This is a genomic window from Stenotrophomonas sp. 704A1, assembly GCF_030549525.1.
GTDB classification, from domain to species: domain Bacteria; phylum Pseudomonadota; class Gammaproteobacteria; order Xanthomonadales; family Xanthomonadaceae; genus Stenotrophomonas; species Stenotrophomonas tuberculopleuritidis.
On record NZ_CP130831.1, the window covers coordinates 2,072,626 to 2,094,474 of the forward strand.

The following is a 21,849-nucleotide window of genomic DNA, read 5'->3' on the forward strand; positions in this document are numbered from 1 at the left end:
CCAACGTGGCCGTTGCGGGAAGAATCAGCCCGCCACGAGCGCTGTTGCTGACAGATCTTCTATTTCGGAAAGCGCGTGGCGCGTCATGGCCCAATCGCCGGAGTGCCTGATCGCCACGCCTCCCGCCGCTGTCCAGGCATCACAGTTCGCTTCGAAATCATCGATCAGAACATCGCCCGGCTGGTGCATGAAAAGAGGTTTGTGCCTGCCGCCGAGCACAGGCAACACCAGGCAGGTTGCTGACAGGTGTTCGCGGACCCACTGCCGCTTCTGCATCGCGGCGAGCGGATAGTTCGATTTCGGGCAGGCAGTGAGAATCACCGGGTTCAAGTGGTGGATGCTGTGGAAGAATTCCACTGCACCCTGCATCGGCGGAAGGTCGCGGAAAAACGACGGGTGATTGTTGATGTGCTTCCACATCTCATCGTCGGCAAGCAAGCGATGGTCCAAGCCAAACAGGGTGGGAAATGCCGCGTCGAAATCGGCCATCACGCCATCAAGATCTACATAGATTGTGCGTCTGGATGCACTCGATCCACCTGTGTGTTGGTTGGCGAGCGGGTCCATCACCGGCATCGTCTTCACATCATCAGCGTTCATTAGCGTGTTCTCCTCTCAAGAGCGGCTTTCTTCTTCATCGGTTCCCCAGTAGCGGGGCAAAGTGCTTGGCGATTGCGACGGATATGGCAGCAATCGCGATGCCGCCGGGGTCGGTCCAGGGCGAAAGGGTGATGACCTGCAACCCCCGCCAATGCGGAACGCCAGAGTGCCTTTTGAGTCCATCAGGCGCTGCTGCAGCGGGACAGTGCGCCGCGCCGTAACCACACACTACGGTCACCACGCGCCAGAATTGAAACTGAGATGGGCATCGCATCACGGCGACGCCGCCCGGCAGATGCCGTAATCGGCATGCTGGAAATGCGGCTTATGTCGCGGCGCTTCTTCAAAGGCCTGCCGGCTGGCTGACCTGACCCTTGGCCAGGACGCACGGCCCGCACCCCCTCGCCACTTCGCCAACCAACGCGCACTCTGGCGCGCTTGGTGAGTGGATAATCCCGAGTGCTACCGATAGGCCGAACGGGGATATACCTGTTGCGTTCGGTCCGGACTCAATCCAAAGACGTCACAGAAAATGGATGCTCAGGCCAACTCAATATAGCACGCCGACCGGCGCGATCATCATGCTGAAGCGTGTGTGTGCAGTACGCCCCCTTGGGCGCGGCTGATCAGCGCCAACGGCCTGAAGCCGCTCGATCTCCGGCAGTTTGATTGGGCATGGCGGGGCTGCCATGGCACCATGGCGGGCTAGCCTCGTCCTTCCGGGCGGGGCCGTTTTCCCAGGGAAGCCCTCGAATACGACATGCGGACGTCTCTTTTCATTCTCTCCGCCCTGTGCCTTGCCTTGCTGTCCGGCTGCGCCAGTGGCCCGGAGGAGCACACCTCAAGCCGCGAGATCACGGGTGCGTTCGTGGCCGACGATGGCCAGCTGTACCTGCTGCCGCGCTTTGAAGAGCCGATGCGTTTCAATGCCGCGCCATTCCGCGAGTACCGCGCGTTGATGGATAGCCCGCTGCGCGAGGCCGTGGCCTGCGCGCAGATGTACTTCCACGAGGATTGGCGCGACCCGGCCAACAAGGCCAAGGTGCACGGCAGCTATGCGCTGCTGCTGCGTCCGGAACAGGTGACGCCGGAACAGGTCGCGCAGTTCAAGCTGGAGCGGATTGAGGTGCTCCCGCGCGAGGCGAAGTATGTGGACGAGCGTGCGCGCGACTACCTGCCGCAGGATCGGAGCCGTTATGCGCTGGCGTTTGATCGGTCATGCAATCTTTCCAGGAAGGGCGGCAGCTATTACAGCGCGCTGTTCGAGGGCGACGGCGAGCGGGTGAAGTTGCCGGACGCTACTGCGTTGGCGGAGAAGGGGAAGCTGGCGCAACCGATCAGTGCGCGGGCGCAGCGGATCCTGCCGGAGAGGGAGGACAAACCGGGTGTTGGAACGGCGGCCGGCAAGGTGCTGGGCGCGGCGTTGATTCCTGTGGCGGTTCCGGTGTTTGTGTTGAGCTTGCCGTTCCTGGGGCCGGATCATTGGAAGTGATGGGGTGGCGTGGATCTACTCGAGCACCGCCGATGCCTGAACGTTCATCCTGGAGATATGTGTGCCCAGCACGCTGGAAACTGTTTTGAAGACTGTAGGCTTCATTGTCGTTGCGGCGTTTCCGTTGGTGATCCTCTGGTTCATTCTGCGGCGAATGTCAGCGACCGCGCGTTCTGCATTGGGATCAGGGCTGCGTTTGAATCCCCCTCGCCGGATTTCCGGTACATCCATGACCTTGGTGATGGTGGACGGCAAAGAGGACCGGGAGCACTACTTCTTTGATACGGACAGCTTCTACATGCGGCGGGGACCGGTGCCCACGGCGGTTCCGCTCTCGCAGATCACCTCAGTCACTCGAACCTCGGATGTTCTTTACGGGCGCTATGTCTGGCAGGTCTGCTTCAGCAAAACATCGGGTCGAAAATGCGTGACGTTCACGAACAACCTGACGCTGTTCAACCGCGATTTCCTGCTCTTTCTGGAGGCGGTGCGGAAGGCCAATCCACTGGCGACCGTTGATCGAGCGGGCATCCGCTTCTAGCTGAGGGCCAACAGGGGGGCACTTAAAGGGACGAGCCGGTGAAGCTACACTGGCCGCCTATGCCTGTTGGAAGCACGCCCATGTTCAGTGGAAAGGTCGCGGTGGTCACCGGCTCCACCAGCGGTATCGGTCTTGGCATCGCTACGGCCTTGGCGCGCCAGGGCGCCGACATCGTGCTGAATGGATTCGGCGATGCGCAGGAGATCGAACGCATCCGTACCAACCTGGAAACCGAGTTCGGTGTTCGCGTGGCGCATGACGGCGCCGATCTCTCCCGCGGCGAAGCGGTGCGCGAAATGATCGCCCACGCCGTCGCGAAGATGGGGCGCATCGACATCCTGGTGAACAATGCCGGCATCCAGCACACCGCCTCGATCGAGGAATTTCCTGTCGAGAAGTGGGATGCGATCCTGGCGCTTAATCTGTCGGCGGTGTTCCATGCAACGGCGGCGGCCTTGCCCCATATGAAGCAGCAAGGCGCCGGCCGCATCATCAATATCGCCTCGGTGCACGGCTTGGTCGGCTCGGTGAACAAGTCGGCCTACGTGGCGGCCAAGCATGGGGTAGTGGGCTTCACCAAGGTAACGGCGCTGGAGAACGCAGGCACGGGCATCACCGCCAATGCCATCTGCCCGGGTTGGGTGCGTACGGCGCTGGTCGAGCAACAGATCACCGCGTTGGCAGAGAAGGACGGCACGGATCAGGAAGCTGCGGCCCGCGCGCTGCTGGCTGAAAAGCAGCCCTCGTTGCAGTTCGTGACGCCTGAGCAGCTGGGCGAGATGGTGGTGTTCCTGGCGTCGGATGCCGCCGCGCAGATCACCGGCACGGCGCTGCCGGTCGATGGGGGCTGGACTGCCCGCTAGCGGACCGGTATCGGCCGCGTTGCCGACGCCGCAGCTGCCAAGGCGCCTGCGGCGTCGTCCCGACGCAGCCGTCTACTGCGGCTTGGCAAACACATCCAGCCCCTTGCCCGTCTCCAACAACGACTTCAGGCTGGACAGCACGATCGGCCAGCCCTGGCGGATGCCGGTATCCATGCCGCTGCCCGGTTGCAGCTGGTCGTGGGTGACGGTCAGCCGCACCATATCCTGGTAGGGCACGATCTCGAAGGTGACGCGGCTGTAGGCGGCCGGATCATCGGCCTGCGAGGCGCCGGCCCAGGTGATCACCAGCCGCGAGGGCGGGGTGCTTTCCACCACTTCGCCGACCAGTTCGACCGAGCGCGTTTCGTTGGCGCGCACATGCTGCCAGCGCGAGCCGGGTTTCCAGTCGGAGACGTTTTCGTGGCCCCAGTAGGTGCGGGCAATCTCGGGGCGGGTGATGGCTTCGAACACCTTCTGTGGGGTGGAGGCAATGTAGATCACGTGGATGAAGCGGGTGGACTCTGCGGACATCGTCATTCTCCTTCCAGTTCTCGTTTCAGGTCATGCAGCAGGCTCAGGCGCTGCTGTTCGAACTTGCGTACCCAGCGTTCGTAGATGTCGTGCAATGGCACAGGGTTGATGAAGTGCAGCTTCTCGCGGCCACGCCGCACGGTGCTGATCAGGTTGGCGTCCTCCAGCAGGCCCAGATGCTGGGTGGCCGACTGCCGGGTCATCTGCAGGTGCTCGCACAGCTGGCCCAGGGTCTGGCCGTTGTTGGCACAGAGCAGATCCAGCAGGGTCCTGCGGGTGGGATCGGCCAGGGCTTTGAAGACCTTGTCTGGATCCATGCGGTGCGTCAGTTCCACTCGTCGATCTTGATGTCGCGCGGGCTGGGTTGGCCGCGGCCGGTTTCCAGCAGGGATTTCAGGCTCATCAGGAACATGGCCCACTTGGTGTTGCAGTGACGGATGAACTCGGCGCGCTCGCCCCAGCCATCGTGGGTGAACAGCACGATGCTGTATTCGCCTTCCTGGTGCAGGGCAAAGCGGATGTGGGTGCCGGTCCATTCCGGCGGCCCGGCCAGCACTCCCCACAGCACCAGGCCGCTGGGCTGCAGTTCGCGCAGCTTCATCTGCATGGCGCCGCGGTCTTCGCCGTTGGCGGTGAAGCGCAGTTGCAGGGTGCCGCCTGGGTGCCGGTCGCCTTCGGTTTCCTCGGTCCACCAGCCGGCGACGCCTTCGGGGGTGGCCAGGGCCTGGTAGACCTGGGCGACGGGTGCCTTGATGCCGATTCTGTGAGCGATCTCGAGCATGTCTGGTTCCTCCGGTGGGAGGGCGGCCTGCGGTGTAGGCCGTCCATGGATCGACAATAGGCAGGTAAATGCCTGCATGTCAATGGCCGTCATCGCGTTCCGTGGCGGCGGTCGCGCTCTGCCCGTTTCCGTTCAGGCCGGGCTGTCACTGGGCGAGCGCCTCCAAGGGTGGTTGACAGCCAGTCAACCTACTAGTAGGTTGAAGGCATGAAAGACACACTCTCGCCCAAGGCACAGGAGATCCTGGCGCACGCCCGTTCGCTGCTGGAAGCCGGTGGTTACAACGGTTTCAGCTATGCGGACGTGTCGGCGCGGGTGAACATCAGCAAGGCCAGCATCCATCACCATTTCCCCAGCAAGGCCGACCTGGTGCGCACGGTGGTGGTGCTCTACCGCGCCGAGGCGCGCGAAGGGCTAGCGCTGCTGGACCGGCAGCTGGGCGATCCGCTGAAGGAGCTCAACGCCTACGTGGATTACTGGTCCACCTGCATTGCCGGCGGCACGTCCTCGTTCTGCATCTGCGCGATGCTGGCGGCCGAGGCACCGATGATTCCGCCCGAGATTGCCGAGGAGGTGCGTGGGCATTTCGAGGATCTGAGCGGGTGGCTGGCGGTGACCCTGGAGAAGGGCGTGGCCCAAGGACAGCTGCGGCTGCAGGGGCCGGCAGCCGATGAGGCCAAGGCGTTCATGTCGGCAGTGCACGGCGCAATGCTGGCCGCGCGCGGGTTGGGCGATGCGGCGATGTTCGCGACGCTGGCGCGACTGGCCATTGCACGGGTGAATGCGAAGGTCTGACAGTTGTGCGGTGGCCTGCGGCAGCGCGGGCCTTCTTTTTACTCCATCAGCCTACCTACTAGTAGGTTTATACCCATCAAGAGAGATTTCCATGGCACACCCTCTGTCTGCGCTTGGCGCGATCCACACCGCCGTCAGTCTGGTTCCGGTCCTGGCCGGGCTGTACGGCTTCCTCCGCCACCGCGCGATCGATCCGGCCACCCGCGCGGGCAAGCTCTATTTGCTGGGCCTGGTGCTGTCGGTGGTGACCTCGTTCACCGTGTCCAGCACCGGCGGGCTCAATCCCGGCCACGCATTCGGCGTGATCGTGCTGCTGGTGGCATTCGGCGGGGTGCTGGCGGCACGGCTGCGCGTCCTCGGCCGCACCGCACCGTACCTGTCCACTTTCGCGCTGTCGTTGAGTTTTCTGCTGTCGCTGGTGCCGGGCGTGAATGAAACGCTGACGCGCCTTCCGTTGTCGCATCCGATCGCCGCGGCACCGCTGGCACCGGTGATCCTGCACACGCTGCTGGGCTGCGCGGTGGTATTCGTGATCGGATTCGTGGCGCAGTGCTGGCGGATCCATGTGCGCGGCGCACGCCGGTAAGTCGTGGCGCCGGTAGTGCGCGGCGATCAGCAGCCCACCAACCGCTCTGCTGCGATGCCGCTGCGATGCTGGTTGCGGTATTCGATGGGACTGGCCGCGACCATGCTGCGGAAATGGCGGCGGAAGGATTCCTGCGAGCCGAACCCGGCCTGCTCGGCCACCCACTGCAGCGGGCGGTCGGTGGTCTCCAGCAGCTCGCGTGCATAGGCCACGCGTTCGCGGATCAGCCAGTCGATGGGCGACAGGCCGGTGGCGTCGAGGAACTGCCGCTGCAGGGTGCGCTGGCTCAGCGCAGCCTGCTCGGCCAGGCTGGCGAGCGAGTGGCTTTGGCGCAGGTTGCGGCGCATCCATTCCATCAGTTTCGCAAGGCGTGTCGGTTCCCCGTTGGGGATCGCGCGGCTGACGCGCTGGCTGCGTCCAGCATCACGCCACGGCGCCAGCACCAGCCGTTCGGCGACCAGGTTGGCCACGCGTGCGCCGTAATCGTTGCGCACCATGTGCAGCATCATGTCCATGCCGGTGGCCGAACCGGCCGAGGTGATGATGGTGCCGGTATCGACGTAGAGCACATCGTCGCGCACGTGGATGCGCGGGAAGTCGCGGGCCAGTGTTTCGGTCAGCCGCCAGTGGGTGGTGGCCTGGCGGCCGTCGAGCAGGCCGGCCCAGGCCAGCACGAAGGCACCGGAGCAGATCGAGGCGATGCGCGCACCGCGGGCATGCGCGCGGATCAGCGCGTCAAGCAGGGGCTGCGGCGGACGCTCGCTGGGTTCGCGCCAGCCGGGAATGACGATGATGTCGGCATCTTCAACGGCATCGAGATCGTAGGGCAGCTGTACCTGTGCGCTGCCGAGCATGCGCAGTGCGCCGGGCTCGCCTGCGCACAGCTGGGTGCGGTACCAGGCGACGCCCAACTCGGGCCTTATTGGGGCGAACAGGCCGACGGCGCAGCCGAACTCGAACAGGCCCTGGCCGTGGCAGGCAACGATGGCGACGGTCGGCGCGGTGGGGTCGGCGGGTGGGCTGGGCATGGCCTGATGCTACGGGGGCGGTGGGTGGCACGGAGCAGTGCGCGGGCATGAGGTGATGCCTGCGGAGCATGTAGCGCCGAGCCATGCTCGGCTGCTCTTCGCGGCTCAATTGAATGGGCTTCGCCTGGCATTGAGCCGAGCATGGCTCGGCGCTACTGAAAGCAGCGCACCGGCGCTGCCGCCTAACGTCATGACCAGCCGTCATGTGGCTGGCCGGATATGACGGTTGGGTGACGCGATCCCGCCTGTTGCCATGGGGGAACAGGTTCTTGAATGGAGGCGTGTTTCCGGCCCACCCCACGAGCCCCCATGCCTGCCGCCTACGCTCCAGCCCTGAGCCCTCTTGCTGTCCTGATTGCCGCCGCCCTCGCTGCCTCGCCCAGCCATGCGGCGGAAGCCGGTGCAGACCCTGCTACCGCCGCCGCGACGGCGAATGTGGCAGCGTCCACGCTGGACGCGGTGGTGGTGACCGGTTCGCGTACCAGCACGCGCACGGTGAAGAACAGCTCCACGCCGATCGACGTGATCTCCGCCGAGGACCTCGCCTCCACCGGGCAGGGCAACCTGCTCGAAGCGCTGCAGCGCAGCCTGCCGTCACTGAGCCAGATCGGTGGCTACCAGAGCGACCAGGAAAGCCTGATCCGCGGCTATCAGCTGCGCAACCTGTCGCCGGGCTACACGCTGGTGCTGGTGAACGGCAAGCGACGCAATGCCAGCGCCTATGTGAGCGGCGCCAACGGCGGCGGCTTTCCGGGCCACGCCTGGGCCGATCTGGCGCTGATTCCGGTCTCGGCCATCGACCATGTGGAAGTGCTGCGCGATGGTGCGTCGGCCATCTACGGCTCGGACGCGATCACCGGTGTGGTCAATGTGATCCTGAAATCGCAGGCGCACGGTGGCGATCTGTCGGTGGAAAGCGGGCAGAGCATCGATGGTGATGGCTCGCGTACCAGCGTGCGGGCCAACGTGGGCCTGCCGTGGGGCGCTGATGGCTTCGTCAATCTGTCGGGCGAGAGCACGCGCCAGCATCATGCGATCCGCACCCGCCGCTACATCGATGGCTACCTGAGCTATCCGGCGGTGGACGCCAACGGCAATCGTGTCGCACTGCGGCCGAACAACCGGCTGCCAGCCGGCGCATCACCGAACCCGGCCGAGGCCGGTCGCGATGCCGAGGCCAACACCATCCTCAGCTCGCCGTCGTATGCGCTGAAGGCGTTCGCGGTGAACGTGGGCCATGGCCTGGGCGAGAGCGCGCAGTTCTACGCCAATGCCACCGCCAGCGAACGTACCGCGCAGGCGATCCAGAACTTCCGCCTGCCGGCGACGATCTTCACCACCTACCGGGCGCCCGGCGTGCTGAGCGTGTTCCCCGACGGTTTCCTGCCGGTGCTGGAAACCAAGGAGAAGCAGTACACCGGTACGGCCGGGGTGAAAGGCCAGATCGGCGGATGGGACTACGATGCCAGCCTGACCGGCAACCGCAGCACGGTGCGCACCTATACGCGCAATTCGGTGAACTACTCGTTGCCGTACCCGGGTTCGCCCACTGATTTCTATGACGGCAAGCTGGACTACCAGCAGGGCATTGCCAATCTGGACCTGCGCCGTGGTTTCGAGGTGGCCGCGTTCGCCTCGCCGCTGGATGTGAGTGCCGGCGCCGAGTACCAGCATGAACAGTACGAGCGCGGGGCAGGGCAGTGGGAGTCGTATACCGGCTTCGGTGCGGCCGCCTTCGTCGGCTACTCCACTGCCGATGCAGTGAAGGCCACCCGCAACAGCAAGGCGGTCTATGCGGGCGCGGCCACCAACATCACCTCGCGCTGGTATCTGGATGCGGCCGCGCGCTGGGAGGACCATTCCGACTTCGGCAGTGTTTCCACCGGGCGCCTGACCACGCGCTTCGACGTCACCGACGCGCTGGGTGTGCGCGCCACGGTCAGCAACGGTTTCCACGCGCCCAGCCTGGGCGCGCAGTTCTACCAGGCCACCGGAAGCTGCCCCTGCGGCACGACGCTGGTGGCGCAGGTGTCTTCGCCGGCGGCGATCGCGCTGGGTGCCACGCCGCTGAAGCCGGAAAAGGCCACCAACTACAGCCTGGGCGTGACCTGGGACCCGAGCCCGGCGTTCCATCTGGCGGTGGATGCCTATCAGATCGACATCCGCGGCCAGCTCGGCCAGTCCAGCCAGATCGGCTACAACGCGCAGGATCCGGCGCGGATCACCGACAACAGCGGCACGGTGCTGAGCGCGGCGCAGAAGAACACCATCGATGCGCTGCTGGGCTCGGCCGGCATCAGCATCCTGCCGGGCGACGCGTTCTACGCCAGCTACTTCACCAATGTAGGAAGCACGCGCACACGCGGTGTCGAGCTGACCCTGGAAGCGAACCAGGACACGGCCTGGGGCACGCTGCGCTGGAGCTACGCGGCCAACGTCGGCCGTACCACCATCCGGAAGGTGAGCGAGATACCTGCAGTGCTGCAGGGGCTTCCCAACATCAATCTGCTGACCAGAAGCAGCGAGTACGCGCTGCGCTTCCGTACGCCCAGTTACACGCAGGTGGCGGGGCTGGGCTGGCGGAACGGGCGGTGGCGCTCGAACGTCGATTTCACCTATTACGGCCCGATCAAGCGGCTGAACAACGGCGTGGAGTACAGGCAGCCGCCGGTGCTGGTGACCAACTTGTCCGGTGGCGTGGAGCTGGGCGCGGGCTGGAGTGCGGCGCTGGGCATCAACAACGTGTTCGACAAGCGCACCCGCAAGGTGCCGGAGTACGCGCGCAGTGCCACCGATGTGGCCAGCATCGAGACCACCTGGGACAGCGGCGATGTGCTGGGCAATGTTGGCGCGTACTGGTATGGGCGGGTCAGTTACCGGTTTTGAGGTTCAGGCGAAACGTCGCCGGGCATGGCCCGGCGCTACCGAGGAGGGGGTCATGTCTTCTGCATTGAAGGTGGTTGCATTGGTCGGGTCGCCGACGAGTTCGGCGACGTCGCGCACGCTGTTGCTGGTGCGACATCTGCTGGAGGCGCTGCAACAGCGGGTGCATGCGCGTGTGGACCTGGTGGAGCTGGCGCCGATCGCGCGTTCGCTGGGGCAGTCGCTGTCGCGCGAGGAGGCGGAACCTGAGGTGGAGCAGGCACTGCGGACGATCGAGGCGGCCGAACTGCTGGTGGTGGCGGCGCCCGTGTATCGCGGTTCCTATCCCGGCCTGTTCAAGCATCTGGTTGATTTCATCGGGCTGGAGGCGCTGGTGGATACGCCGGTACTGCTGGCGGCGACCGGTGGCAGCGAGCGCCACGCACTGGTGATCGACCACCAGCTGCGGCCACTGTTCAGCTTCCTGCAGGCGCACACGCTGCCGATCGGGGTGTATGCCACGCCCGCCGATTTCGAGGATGAGCACATCAGCAGTGCGGCCCTGCAGGCGCGGATCGCGCTGGCGGCGGAGCGTGCGGCCGGGCACTTGGCCACGCAAGCGCTGGCGGTAGCTGCGCCGCTGCGACGTATTGCCTGACGCCATAACCGGCGGCGCTTTGCTTATGGCTACGCCGCATCTGCATGGCCGGATCTGACCGCCGATTGTCGCCAGGCATCGCTGTCGCGGGCGTCGGCATCTCTAGCATCGATATCGAAGCGGCATCGCATTGCCGGCCCCGATAAGGACGACTCCAGTGACTTTCGACGCAGCAAGCAAACCCATCCTGTTCCTGCTCGACCGCGAGTTCGAGGACGGCCAGCTGCCCGGGCAGCGCTTCTTCTGCCGGCACAGCCTGCTGCTGGAAGGCGCGCTGTCGAGCATCGATGGCCTGGACGCGCAGCTGGACGTGCGCCGCATCGGTTTCAGCCGGCCCCGGCGCGAGGTGATTGCCGAGATCGGCGAGCAGGACCAGTCGCTGCCGAAGCTGGTGCTGCCGCACGGCGTGCACAGCACGCATGCCACCGGGGCACACCAGGACCGCCAGTACGTGTCCGGCGCCGAGCCGATCCTGGCCGCGCTGAACGGCCTGCTCGGCATTCCCGTGGCCCACCCCTGAGCGAGGACCCGACCATGAGCTACCTGACCAGCGTGCTGGACAAGAGCCCGGTTGCCGAGGGCGCTGCACCCGAGCAGGCATTGCGCAACAGCCTGCAGCTGGCGCAGCGCGCCGAACAGCTGGGCTACCACCGCTACTGGTTTGCCGAGCACCACGCTGCACCAACGCTGGCCAGCCCCGCACCGGAAGTGCTGGCAGCCTGGGTGCTGGCGCAGACCCGCCGCATCCGCATCGGCAGTGGCGGGGTGATGCTGCGCCACTACGCGCCGTACAAGGTGGCGGAGAACTTCAACCTGCTGGCGGCGTTGGCGCCAGGGCGTGTGGATCTTGGCGTGGGCAAGGCCCCCGGCGGCCTGCCGGCATCGACCGCTGCGCTGGCGGCCGGGCGGCCGGCGTTCGCCGACTTCGACCAGCAACTGCGCGATCTGGAAGGGTATCTGTCCGGCGCCGAGGCCGAGGCACTGGCCCGGCCCATTCCGCAGCAGGCACCGGAACGCTTCCTGCTCGGGGCCAGCCCGCAGAGCGCGCAGCAGGCAGCCGAGCTGGGCTGGCGCTTCGTCTACGCCGCGCACTTCGATGGTGACCCGAAGCACATCGAAGCTGCGTTCGGGGCCTACCGACGCGTGTCCACGCAACCACCGCTGCTGGCAACGGTGGCCTTCGCTGCGCCTACCGCCGAGGCGGCCGCCCGCCACATTGGCGCATTGCGGGTCTACAAGCTTCACCTTGGCCCCGGGCAGACGGTGAACCTGCCCAGCCCCGAAGCTGCGGCCGAATATGCGCGGCAGGTGGGCGTGACCGACTTCCGCATCGAGGAAACCCGTCCCAGCGTGCTGTCCGGCGATGCGCAGCACGTGCGCGAGCAACTGGATGCGCTGCACCGGCGCTTCGGCGTCGGCGAGTTCATCCTCGACGCGCCGGTGGCCGACCTCGACGCACGCCTGACGTCCCTTGAACTGCTGTCGCCCGCGCCACGCGCGGCGGTGGCCTGAACTGCCGGAGCGAAACCAATGAGCATCACCCCGCGCCACATTCCGTTCGGCATCATGCTGCAGGGTCCCGGCAGCCACATGCATGCCTGGAAGCATCCGTCCAATCCGGCCGATGCCAGCGTCAACCTGCCGTTCTACATCGACATCGCGCGCACCGCCGAGGACAACGGCATCGCCTTCGGCTTCGTGGCCGACGGCCTGTACATCAACGAGAAGTCGATCCCGCACTTCCTCAACCGCTTCGAGCCGATCTCGTTGTTGTCGGCGCTGGCCACGGCCACGAAGAAGATCGGCCTGGCCGGCACGCTGTCGACTTCCTACAGCGACCCGTTCACCGTCGCCCGCCAGTTCGCTTCGCTTGACCTGCTCAGCGGCGGGCGTGCCGGTTGGAACGTAGTGACCTCGCCACTGGAGGGCTCGGGCCGCAATTACGGCCGGCCGCATCCGGAACATGCGCTGCGCTACCAGATCGCCGATGAGTACCTGGAGGTGGTGCAGGGGCTGTGGGATTCCTGGGATGACGATGCGTTCGTGCGCGAGCGCGACAGCGGCACCTTCTTCGCGCCGGGAACATTCCGCCGCCTCGACCACAAGGGACGCTTCTTCCAGGTGGAAGGGCCGCTCAATATCCAGCGCTCGCCGCAGGGCCAGCCGGTGATCTTCCAGGCGGGTTCGTCCGATGATGGCATTGCCCTGGCCGGCAAGTACGCCGACGCGGTGTTCACGCATTCGCCGTCGCTGGAAGAGACCCGCGCGTTCACCCAGAAGGTGAAGCACTCGGCGATTGCCCATGGCCGCAGCGGCAACGACGTGAAGATCTTCCCCGGCATCGGTCCGATCGTCGGGCGCACCGCCGAAGAAGCCGAGGCCAAGTACCAGGCGATCGCTGCGCTGGCCACGCTGGAAGATGCGCTGGCCTATCTCGGCCGCTTCTTCGATCACCACGATTTCAGCCAGTACGACCCGGATGCACCCTTCCCGGAGTTGGGTGACATCGGCAGCAACGCGTTCCGTTCCACCACCGACCGCATCAAGCAGGACGCGCGCGAAAAGGGGCTGAGCCTGCGCCAGGTAGCGCTGGAGGCAGTCAGCCCGCGACCGAACTTCATCGGCACGCCGGAGCAGGTGGCCGATGAGCTGATCCGTTGGTTCGATGCCGGTGCCAGCGATGGCTTCATCCTCGGTTTTGCCGCGCAGCGCGAAGGCCTGGATGATTTCGTGACCCAGGTGTTGCCGATCCTGCAGGCGCGCGGTTACCACCAGCGCGAGCTGGAAGGGCAGACCCTGCGCGAGCATCTGGGCCTGCCGTACAAGGCCAGCCGCCATGCGGCCGATGTCGAACCAGCACGCAAGGCAGGGTAGGGCGATGACCATCCTGCATCGCGCTTCGTTGGACGTGGCGCCCGCCGGGCATGGCCCGGCGCTACCCGATGCTGGCCTCGGCGGGCACGGGTTGGCGCAGGCAGACCCGGTAGCGCCGGGCCGTGGCCGGAGGAACTTCCCAACAACCGGCGTGCTGCCCGAAATTGCCGCACGCGCCGAAGCCGCCATCGCGATCCGCCATGACCTGCACCGGCATCCCGAACTGGCCTTCGAGGAACACCGCACCAGCGCCCGCGTGGCCGAGCTGTTGCAGCAGTGGGGCTACGCAGTGACCACTGGCATCGGTGGCACCGGTGTGGTTGGCACGCTGCAGCGCGGGCAGGGCCGCCGCCGCCTCGGGCTGCGCGCGGACATCGATGCGCTGCCGATCCACGAGGATTCCGGCCTGGCCTACGCCAGCCAGACCGACGGCCTGATGCACGCCTGCGGCCACGATGGCCATACCGCCATCCTGCTGTCCGCCGCGCATTACCTGGCCCATCACGGCCGCATCGACGGCACCCTGCAGCTGGTGTTCCAGCCGGCCGAGGAAACCGGTTCGGGTGCTTCGAAAATGATTGCCGATGGCCTGTTCGAGCGCTTCCCGGTGGACGCGATCTATGGGCTGCACAACTGGCCGGGCATACCCGTGGGCCACTTCGGCTTCGTCGACGGTCCGGCGATGGCCTCAGTGGACTGGGCGCGGCTGAAGGTGATCGGCAAGGGCGGTCACGGCGCCGAGCCGCAGGGCAGCGTGGATCCGATCCTGGTCGCCGCGCACATCATCACTGCGCTGCAGAGCGTGGTCTCGCGCAATGTCGATCCGCGGCAGATGGGCGTGGTCACCGTCGGTTCGATCCACGGCGGGCAGGCCGCCAATGTGATTCCAGATGTGGTTGAGCTGAAACTGACCGTGCGCGCCTACCTGCCGGAGGTGCGCGACACCCTGCGCCGCCGGGTCACCGAGATTGCCGGGCAGACCGCCGCCGCCTTCGGTGCCCGCGCCGAAATCGAGTTCCCGCGCGGCTTCCCCAGCGTGATCAACCACCCCGAGCAGACGGCCTACATCCGCGATGTGGCGCTGCAGGCTTTCGGCAGCGAGCAGCTGGTGCCGGCGTTCGCGCCGCGCACCGCCAGCGAGGATTTCGCGTTCCTGCTGCAGGCGCGGCCGGGCAGCTTCGTGTTCGTCGGCAATGGTGACAGCGCGCCGCTGCACAGCCCGCGCTACGTGTTCAACGATGCGGCGATCGCCCCGGCCGCGAGCCTGTGGGCGCGACTGGCCGAGCACTACCTGGTGGAGGACGAGGCATGAGCAGCAACGAACACTTCCTCTACACCTCGGTGGACGATCCGCGGGCGCGGCCGCTGTTCGATGGGCTGGAACAGGAATACGACAGCCGCTACGCCGACGTGCGCCGCCGCATCGGCGGCAGCGCCCGCGAGGAACTGCAGCGCTACCCGGCCGAGGCCTTTGCCGCGCCGGTGGGCGCGTTCGTGCTGCTGCTGCGCGACGGTGTGGCGATCTCCGGCGGCGCCTTCATGCCGCACCGCGACCCGGACACCGCCGAGTTCAAGCGCATCTGGACCCTGCCCGGGCTGCGCCGCCAGGGCATCGCGCGGCGCGTGCTGCAGGAACTGGAAGCGCAGGCAGCGCGGCAGGGTTATCGCCGCGTATTCCTGACCACCGGCTTCCGCCAGCCCGAAGCCGTGGGCCTGTACCTCAGCCACGGTTACAGTGCGCTGTTCGACCTGGAGGCGGACCCGGAAACCCTCGCGCATCTGCCGTTCGAGAAGCGCCTGGGCGTATCGGCGCCAGTCGTTGTGCCATCACAGGCCGTGCTGCACGGAGCCCACGCATGAGCACGCCCTCGACCGCACTGGAAGGTATCGCTGCGCGCCCGGTACCGACGCCTGCGTTGACGATCGTGCCGGCCCGGCACCCGCTGCAGACCGTCGGCACGGTGCTGGCGTTGGCGCTGATCCTGATAGGGCTTCAGTCAGTGCTGGGCAATCCGCGCTGGGGGTGGGGCACCTTTGCCGAGTGGTTCTTCGCGCGTCCGGTGCTGGAAGGCCTGGGCCGCACGCTGCTGCTGACCGCACTTGGTACCGGGCTCGGCTTCGCGCTGGGCACGCTGCTCGCGCTGGCGCGGGTATCCGGCTCGCCGCTACTGTCAGCGGTGTCGTGGGGCTATGTGTGGTTGTTCCGTTCGATTCCGCTGCTGGTGCTGTTGCTGCTGCTGAACAACCTGGGCTATCTGTACAGCACCATCGAACTGGGGGTGCCGTTCACCGGCATCAGCCTGTTCTCGTACCCGACCACGCAGCTGATCGGCGTGTTCACTGCCGCGGTGCTGGGCCTGACCCTGAACCAGGCTGCGTTTTCCGCCGAAGTGATCCGGGGCGGCATTCTCTCGGTCGACCAGGGCCAGTACGAGGCGTCCGCCGCGCTGGGCCTGCCGCGGAGCCGCCAGGTGCGCCGCATCATCCTGCCGCAGGCGATGCGCTCGATCCTGCCGGCGGCGTTCAATGATGTGATCGGCCTGGCCAAGAGCACCTCGGTGGTCTACGTGCTGGCGCTGCCGGAGCTGTTCTACACCGTGCAGGTGATCTACCGCCGCAACCTGGAGGTGGTGCCGCTGCTGATGGTGGCCACGGTCTGGTACCTGGTGATCCTGACCGTGCTGTCGCTGCTGCAGCGGCGGGTGGAGCAGCGCTTCGCGCGCGGCCAGCTGCAGCGCGAGCGTCCGGTATCGCGTGTCTCGTCGCCGACGCGCGCCACAGGCGAGGCTGCACCGCGCGTGGCCAGCCGCCCGCGCATCGCCGCCCAGGTCGAGGCGGGCGAGGGCGCGTCGGTTTCGCTGCATGGCGCAGGCAAGGTGTTCGGTGATCAGCCGGTGCTGGACGATGTCAACCTGGAGCTGCGCGCTGGCAGCGTGACCGTGCTGATCGGCCCGTCCGGCGCCGGCAAGTCCACGCTGCTGCGGTTGATCAACCACCTGGAACGCGCCGACAGTGGCTACGTGACCGTCGGCGGCCAGCTGATCGGCTACCGCCGCGATGGCGACACCCTGTACGAGCTGCCCGAACGCGAGATCCGCCGCCGTCGTGCCGAAGTGGGCATGGTGTTCCAGGGCTTCAACCTGTTCCCGCACCTGACCGCGCTGGAGAACATCATCGAAGCACCCATCGCGGTACGCGGCGTACCGCGTGCGCAGGCCGAGCAGCAGGCGCGCACGCTGCTGGAACGGGTCGGCCTGGCCGACAAGGCCGATGCCTTCCCGCGCCAGCTGTCCGGTGGCCAGCAGCAGCGCGTGGCGATTGCCCGTGCGCTGGCGCTGCAGCCGAAGGTGCTGCTGTTCGACGAACCGACCTCGGCGCTGGACCCGGAACTGGTGGCCGAGGTGCTCAGCGTCATCGAGGAACTGGCCCGCTCCGGTACCACGCTGGTGATCGTGACCCATGAGCTGAGCTTTGCCCGCCGCGTGGCCGACCACGTGGTGATGATGGACCAGGGCCGGGTGATCGAGCAGGGCACGCCCGAGGCCCTGTTCGAGCGTCCGCGCCAGCAACGCACCGCCGATTTCCTGGCCAAGACCCTGTAACCCCGGAAGGAACACCATGAGCCCTGCAGCACCGCGCCGCCCCTCGCGCAGCACCCTGTTGATCGTCGGCGTGCTGGTCATCGGCATTGCCGGCATTGTCTATTCGCGCGTGCGCCAGGCACCGGACGCGAGCACCGTGACCGCGACCCACCTGGCCGGTGCGAATCCGGCCGTGCTGAAGGGGACGTTCGATCCGAAGGCGCAGGCCTTGATTCCCGCCGGCTACCGCTTCGTCACGCCCGGTGCGTTCACCGTGGCTACCCATCCAGGGCAGCTGCCCTTGGCCGACTACGGCGCCGACAGCAAGGACGTGGTCGGCATCGAGCCGGACATCGCACGGCTGATCGCCGATGGACTGGGCCTGAAACTGGTGATCGTGCCGGTGGCGTGGGCCGACTGGCCGCTGGGGCTGGCGTCCGGCAAGTACGATGCGGTGCTGTCGAACGTGACGGTTACCGAGGAGCGCAAGAAGAAGTTCGATTTTTCCAGCTACCGCTACGATCTGCTCGGCATCTATACGCGCAGCGACGGGCCGATCCAGAAGATCGAAAAGCCAGCGGATGTTGCCGGGCTGAAGGTGGTGGTGGGGGCCAGCACCAACCAGGACCAGATCCTGCGCCAGTGGGACCAGCAGAACATCGCCGCCGGGTTGAAGCCGGTGGAATACCAATACTTCGATGATGCCGTGGTGGGCCGGCTGGCGGTGATCACCGGCCGCGCCGATGTGTCGTTCGAACCCAATGCCACCGGCGCCTACTCCGCGCGCGACGGCAAGGTGCGGCGGGTGGGCCTGTTCCCGGGCGGCTGGCCGAACGCTGCGGCGATCTCGGTGACCACGCGCAAGGGCAGTGGCCTGGCCGATGCGGTGACGCAGGCGTTGAACACCCAGATCGGCAGCGGCACCTATGCGCAGGCGCTGGCGCGCTGGAACGTGGCCGAGGAGGCGGTGCCGCAGTCGCAGACCAATCCACCGGGATTGCCGGCCTTGTAGAAGCCGCCGGGCATGGCCCGGCGCTACCAGACGGCTTCCAGCGTCTTGAACGGTTTCGCCACGCGCACGCCCTCGGCATCGAAGTCGGAAATGCTGCGTCCATCCACACGCACCGTCTTCGGCATCGTGCGCGCCGGCCACCACACCTTCACCGCCGTCCCGCTGCGCAGCCCCTCGCCAAGCGCCACCGTCAGCACCCCGTCGCGTTGCCGTGCCTGCATCTGCAATGTGCCGTACGCGGTGGGCAGGCGTTCCACTGCCAGCCCTTCGCCAGCGACCCAGGACGGCGGTGTACCCGGCAGCAGCGACAAGGCCTCATCGTCTTCGCGCATCAGCATGCCGAACAGGGTGCGGCCGTACTCGGCGCCGATCCAGGTGTGCGGCATGTCGCCCAGATAGCGCGGGAAGCGCAGACGCGAATGCACGACTTCGGCCAGCACCTGCCATTCAAGCGGGCGCCGGTCGTGAAGCAGGCCCTGCAGCAGTTCGTCGGCGGCTTCGGGCTGGCCCAGGTGCACGTAGCTCAACACGTTGCGGATTTCGTAGGGCGTGTAGGCGTACAACGCGCCGGGCTGGTTGCGCTTGCGCACGTCGTCCAGGTAGCGGGCAAAGGTGGTGCGCAGGGCCTCGGCCGGGAGCACGCTCTGCGCGCCGGTGGGGTCCAGCGCGATCGACACGCCGGTCGGATCGCCGTCGCCCAGGTCGGCCGAGGAGGGAATGAAGTCGATGCCCTTCCACGCCATCGTTGCGCGGATCGACGCATGCAGGGCGTCGTACAGCGCCTTGTACTGCTCACGCGCCCAGCGTGCGGTCTCGTGGTCGCCCAGCGATTCGGCCAGCCATGCGCCGTCGTGCCAGCCCTTCAGGCCCCAGTAGTCATCCCAGTAGCTGTGGGTGGGCGAGGGGTAGCCCTCGTGGCTGATCGACGGTGCGAGGATGCCCGCGAACCGTTCTGGCGCCGGCTGCCCGGCCATGTAGCCGGGCACCAGCGTGCGCTCGCGCAGTTCCTGCAGGAAGCGCAGTGCGGCCTTCACTTTCGGCAGGTACGCGCGCACCGACGCCGGACCACCATCGAGGCGGGCGACGTCGGCGACCAGCGCCACGTACTGGCCCTGGCTGTCGTACTCGATGTCCGAACCGAAGCCCGTATTGACGCTGCCATCGTCGTTGAGGATCGGCGAGACCAGGCCATTGGCATGCACGCCGTGCTCGCTGTACCAGGCCAGGTAGTCGCGTGCCACCCTGGCCTCGCCCATGCGCAGCAGCACCGCCGAGGTGGCCATGCCATCGCGGATGAAGGAGCGGTTGTAGTTGCGCGGGCCGGGCTGCATGGCCGGGCCGGTCTGGTTGATCAGCATGTAGGCGGCCTGCGCGCGCAGCATGTCCACCAAGGATGGATCAGGCAGGCGCAGCCCGACCTGGCCGAGCCGTGCCTGCCAATCGGCGGAGGCCTGCTTGGCCAGGGTGTCGAAGGCATCGTTGCCGTCGCGCGGCAGCGAGGAAAGATTGAGCGCGGGGGCCTCCGGCAGCATGCCGTTGGCATCGGCAGCGGCGGTGCCGAGTGGGAACGCCACCACCACCGCCTCGCTGGCACCGGGGGCGAGGTGGATCCGGTAGTTCAATGCAGCCGCGGCCAATCCTTGTGCATCGCGTGCCTGCTGGGTGGCAGGCAGACGCCCGGCCGCGATGCCGGCGGTGATTTCCGTTACACCTTCGTTGCCGAACGGCGCGGCGCCGGCAGCGTCCACCGGCGTGAGCGAGTGCAGCAGCGTGCGGCCGTTGACGCGTACCGTGTTGGCGTCGACGGCGACCTCGCGGATCGGCGACAGCCCGCCGTTCTGCCACGGTGGGTTCATCTGCATCGGTCGTACCGCCAGGGTCAGCGTGCCGTCGATCGTGGCGGTGCCGGTGTTGCGCAGGCGGTGGCGGACCAGGGTGACCGGCTGCCCGTCGCGTTCGATGGCGAAGGCCTCGCTGCGTAGTTCCAGTCCCGGCTGCGGTGCCCACGTGGCCGACGGCATCGGTTTCCAGCCGTCGCGCAGCGCGTGCTGCACCTTCTGCCCGGCGGCGCCGGCTGCGCTGCCGTCGGTATTGCGCCAGATCGGCTGCACCAGCGGCGCGCCCTTGAAGGCCTCGATATTGCCGTACTCGTCGAAGATCGACTTCTGCCGGCCCGCGTGCACGCCGACCGCAGTCCAGTAGGTCTGCTGCATCTGCAGCGAGGCGGGGAACAACGCGCGCTGTGCGCCGCTGGCGGCAATCTGATAGTGCTTCATCGGCGTCATCACCGCCTTCGGGCCAAGCAGGCGGATACGGGCTACCCGGGGGGCATCGCCGTCGACGGTCAGCCGCAGTGCCTGCAGGTCCAGTGGCGCGCTGGCCGCGAGCCAGCTCTGTTGCCGGGTTGCCGCCTGCGCATCCGTGGCCAGTTCGTGCCAGCGGCCCTGGGCATCGCGTGCCTGCAGGCGCGCAGCGCCGTGCACATCGGCCCAGTCCACCGCCAGCCCGGTGCTGGATTGCGCGCGCGGCAGGGCGATGTCGAGCGTGTGGCTACCGTCCGTGCCAGTGGGGATCGCCACCGCGCTGCCGCCCTGCCAGAGCGCTGCGGATTGTGTGGCGTCGAGTCCGGCCACGCGCGCGCTGAGCGTGGTGTCCAGCGGTTCCATTTCGAAGATCGACACGCCCCAGTCGGAGGTGCGCTGCGGGCTGGCCAGGCGCAGGTAGCGGGCCTGGCGCGGCGCGAAGTACAGCGTTTCGATGCCGCCGATCGAATCGGCCATGGTGTAGGCGGTCTGCCACTGCCTGCCGTCCAGCGAGGTCTGCAGCGAATAGCCTTCCGGGTTGGAGACGTCCCAGGTAAGGCGTACACCGGCCAGCTGGGCTGGCGCTCCGAGGTCGATCTGGAACCAGTGGCCGGGACTGAACGCACCGCCGGTGACGGTCTTGGGGTCGCCATCGATCAGATGGCTGATCGCCATCGCCGGCACCTGTTGCGAGGAGGCGCTGGCCTGCCACTGGGTGCGGGGAGGCAGGTTCTGTGCGTGGGCGGCCGAGGCGAGGGCGGCGAGCAGCAGTGCGAGGGCTGGCCGGGCAACGGGGGAAAGAGGGGAGAGCCTGGAACGTTCAACGCGCAACGTCATTGCGGACAGCCTCGCAGCTTCGGCCGGAATCGGGCAGGCGCTACGCTAGCAGGGCGTGTAACCGGTTACATGACGCATTGCAATAGGTGCCGCGTGACGGGGTGATCCTGGCCGGTGACCTGGCATGCCGTCGCCATCGATCAAGGGCTGACGGATCTGACTCTGGACGCGTGGGTGGCATCGGCTACGGTCATGCCAGATGTTGAAGCCCGGAGGGTTGTCATTTGACAACCCGTGTGTGTCATGTGCAGACTGGAGAGAACAGGGAATGCCTCGAGCGCGTCACCCAGACAAGGACATCGAAGCGGCACTGCAGTTCGCTGAAGATCGTGGATGGAGGCTGCGTAGGGCTGGCGGCCATGCGTGGGGTCGGATGTATTGTCCCTACAACGACTCCGACTGCCGATGCGGAGAGTTCTGCATCGTCAGCATCTGGAGCACGCCGCGCAGTGCCCGCAACCATGCAAGCGCGTTGCGGCGCGTGGTCGAGAACTGCATTCGTGAG

At 66.8% G+C, this 21,849-nt stretch carries 20 protein-coding genes; 14 read left to right on the forward strand and 6 right to left on the reverse strand.

Annotation, left to right across the window (positions count from 1 at the left end):
* Window positions 1-24: 24 nt before the first annotated feature.
* A complete protein-coding gene (locus Q5Z10_RS09915) occupies window positions 25-600 on the reverse strand; it encodes a 5' nucleotidase, NT5C type (RefSeq protein WP_303638913.1) in 576 nt (191 codons plus the stop codon).
* A 760-nt stretch (window positions 601-1,360) separates the two neighbouring features.
* Between Q5Z10_RS09915 and Q5Z10_RS09920 the strand changes: the two genes are divergently transcribed.
* From Q5Z10_RS09920 to Q5Z10_RS09930, 3 genes are all read left to right on the forward strand, one after another.
* Window positions 1,361-2,092 carry a hypothetical protein gene (locus Q5Z10_RS09920; RefSeq protein ID WP_345783980.1) on the forward strand — a complete coding sequence of 244 codons (732 nt, stop codon included), beginning with the start codon at window positions 1,361-1,363 and terminating at the stop codon, window positions 2,090-2,092.
* Window positions 2,093-2,153: 61 nt separating this feature from the next.
* Window positions 2,154-2,633: a hypothetical protein gene (locus Q5Z10_RS09925; RefSeq protein ID WP_303638915.1), complete on the forward strand. Its 480-nt coding sequence runs from the start codon at window positions 2,154-2,156 to the stop codon at window positions 2,631-2,633.
* A gap of 80 nt (window positions 2,634-2,713) precedes the next feature.
* On the forward strand, window positions 2,714-3,496 hold the full coding sequence (locus Q5Z10_RS09930) for a 3-hydroxybutyrate dehydrogenase (RefSeq protein ID WP_303639163.1): 783 nt from the start codon (window positions 2,714-2,716) through the stop codon (window positions 3,494-3,496).
* Window positions 3,497-3,568: 72 nt separating this feature from the next.
* Here the strand turns inward: Q5Z10_RS09930 and Q5Z10_RS09935 are convergent, their stop codons facing one another.
* From Q5Z10_RS09935 to Q5Z10_RS09945, 3 genes are read right to left on the reverse strand one after another with little or no spacing between them, the layout of a single operon-like run.
* Entirely contained in the window at window positions 3,569-4,027 is a 459-nt protein-coding gene (locus Q5Z10_RS09935; RefSeq protein ID WP_303638916.1) for an SRPBCC family protein, read from the reverse strand.
* A gap of 2 nt (window positions 4,028-4,029) precedes the next feature.
* Window positions 4,030-4,344: an ArsR/SmtB family transcription factor gene (locus tag Q5Z10_RS09940; RefSeq protein ID WP_100475187.1), complete on the reverse strand. Its 315-nt coding sequence runs from the start codon at window positions 4,342-4,344 to the stop codon at window positions 4,030-4,032.
* A gap of 8 nt (window positions 4,345-4,352) precedes the next feature.
* Window positions 4,353-4,808, reverse strand: coding sequence for an SRPBCC family protein (locus tag Q5Z10_RS09945; protein WP_303638917.1), 456 nt, complete (start codon window positions 4,806-4,808; stop codon window positions 4,353-4,355).
* Between the two features lie 207 nt (window positions 4,809-5,015).
* On the opposite strand from Q5Z10_RS09945, the gene Q5Z10_RS09950 reads away from it, so the two are divergent.
* Together Q5Z10_RS09950 and Q5Z10_RS09955 are read left to right on the forward strand one after the other, a co-directional pair.
* Complete coding sequence (locus Q5Z10_RS09950) at window positions 5,016-5,603, forward strand: TetR/AcrR family transcriptional regulator (RefSeq protein WP_303638918.1); 588 nt, start codon at window positions 5,016-5,018, stop codon at window positions 5,601-5,603.
* Between the two features lie 91 nt (window positions 5,604-5,694).
* A complete protein-coding gene (locus Q5Z10_RS09955) occupies window positions 5,695-6,189 on the forward strand; it encodes a hypothetical protein (protein WP_303638919.1) in 495 nt (164 codons plus the stop codon).
* A 26-nt stretch (window positions 6,190-6,215) separates the two neighbouring features.
* On the opposite strand, the gene ftrA is transcribed toward Q5Z10_RS09955, so the two are convergent.
* On the reverse strand, window positions 6,216-7,217 hold the full coding sequence (gene ftrA / locus Q5Z10_RS09960) for a transcriptional regulator FtrA (RefSeq protein ID WP_303638920.1): 1,002 nt from the start codon (window positions 7,215-7,217) through the stop codon (window positions 6,216-6,218).
* 309 nt (window positions 7,218-7,526) lie between these two features.
* Here ftrA and Q5Z10_RS09965 point away from each other — a divergent pair, with 309 nt between their 5' ends.
* The 9 genes from Q5Z10_RS09965 (at window position 7,527) to Q5Z10_RS10005 (ending at window position 18,204) form a co-directional block, all read left to right on the forward strand.
* Window positions 7,527-10,103: a TonB-dependent receptor plug domain-containing protein gene (locus tag Q5Z10_RS09965; RefSeq protein ID WP_303638921.1), complete on the forward strand. Its 2,577-nt coding sequence runs from the start codon at window positions 7,527-7,529 to the stop codon at window positions 10,101-10,103.
* A 52-nt stretch (window positions 10,104-10,155) separates the two neighbouring features.
* Entirely contained in the window at window positions 10,156-10,737 is a 582-nt protein-coding gene (msuE, locus tag Q5Z10_RS09970) for an FMN reductase (protein ID WP_303638922.1), read from the forward strand.
* A 157-nt stretch (window positions 10,738-10,894) separates the two neighbouring features.
* The gene (locus tag Q5Z10_RS09975; RefSeq protein WP_303638923.1) at window positions 10,895-11,257 is read left to right on the forward strand and encodes a DUF3088 family protein; all 363 of its coding nucleotides are present in this window, start codon (window positions 10,895-10,897) and stop codon (window positions 11,255-11,257) included.
* Window positions 11,258-11,271: 14 nt separating this feature from the next.
* Window positions 11,272-12,249: an MsnO8 family LLM class oxidoreductase gene (locus Q5Z10_RS09980; protein ID WP_303638924.1), complete on the forward strand. Its 978-nt coding sequence runs from the start codon at window positions 11,272-11,274 to the stop codon at window positions 12,247-12,249.
* An 18-nt stretch (window positions 12,250-12,267) separates the two neighbouring features.
* On the forward strand, window positions 12,268-13,611 hold the full coding sequence (locus tag Q5Z10_RS09985) for an LLM class flavin-dependent oxidoreductase (RefSeq protein WP_303638925.1): 1,344 nt from the start codon (window positions 12,268-12,270) through the stop codon (window positions 13,609-13,611).
* Between the two features lie 154 nt (window positions 13,612-13,765).
* The gene (locus Q5Z10_RS09990) at window positions 13,766-14,923 is read left to right on the forward strand and encodes a M20 aminoacylase family protein (RefSeq protein ID WP_345783984.1); all 1,158 of its coding nucleotides are present in this window, start codon (window positions 13,766-13,768) and stop codon (window positions 14,921-14,923) included.
* Window positions 14,920-15,471, forward strand: coding sequence for a GNAT family N-acetyltransferase (locus tag Q5Z10_RS09995; RefSeq protein WP_303638927.1), 552 nt, complete (start codon window positions 14,920-14,922; stop codon window positions 15,469-15,471). Before Q5Z10_RS09990 ends, Q5Z10_RS09995 begins: the two co-directional genes overlap by 4 nt.
* Window positions 15,468-17,213, forward strand: a complete 1,746-nt coding sequence (locus Q5Z10_RS10000) for an amino acid ABC transporter permease/ATP-binding protein (protein WP_303638928.1) — start codon at window positions 15,468-15,470, stop codon at window positions 17,211-17,213. The genes Q5Z10_RS09995 and Q5Z10_RS10000 overlap by 4 nt, the downstream gene beginning before the upstream one ends.
* A gap of 16 nt (window positions 17,214-17,229) precedes the next feature.
* Entirely contained in the window at window positions 17,230-18,204 is a 975-nt protein-coding gene (locus tag Q5Z10_RS10005) for an ABC transporter substrate-binding protein (RefSeq protein WP_303638929.1), read from the forward strand.
* 23 nt (window positions 18,205-18,227) lie between these two features.
* Here the strand turns inward: Q5Z10_RS10005 and Q5Z10_RS10010 are convergent, their stop codons facing one another.
* Window positions 18,228-21,344 (reverse strand): discoidin domain-containing protein, encoded by a 3,117-nt coding sequence (locus Q5Z10_RS10010; protein ID WP_303638930.1) that lies wholly within the window; start codon window positions 21,342-21,344, stop codon window positions 18,228-18,230.
* Between the last annotated feature and the right edge of the window lie 505 nt (window positions 21,345-21,849).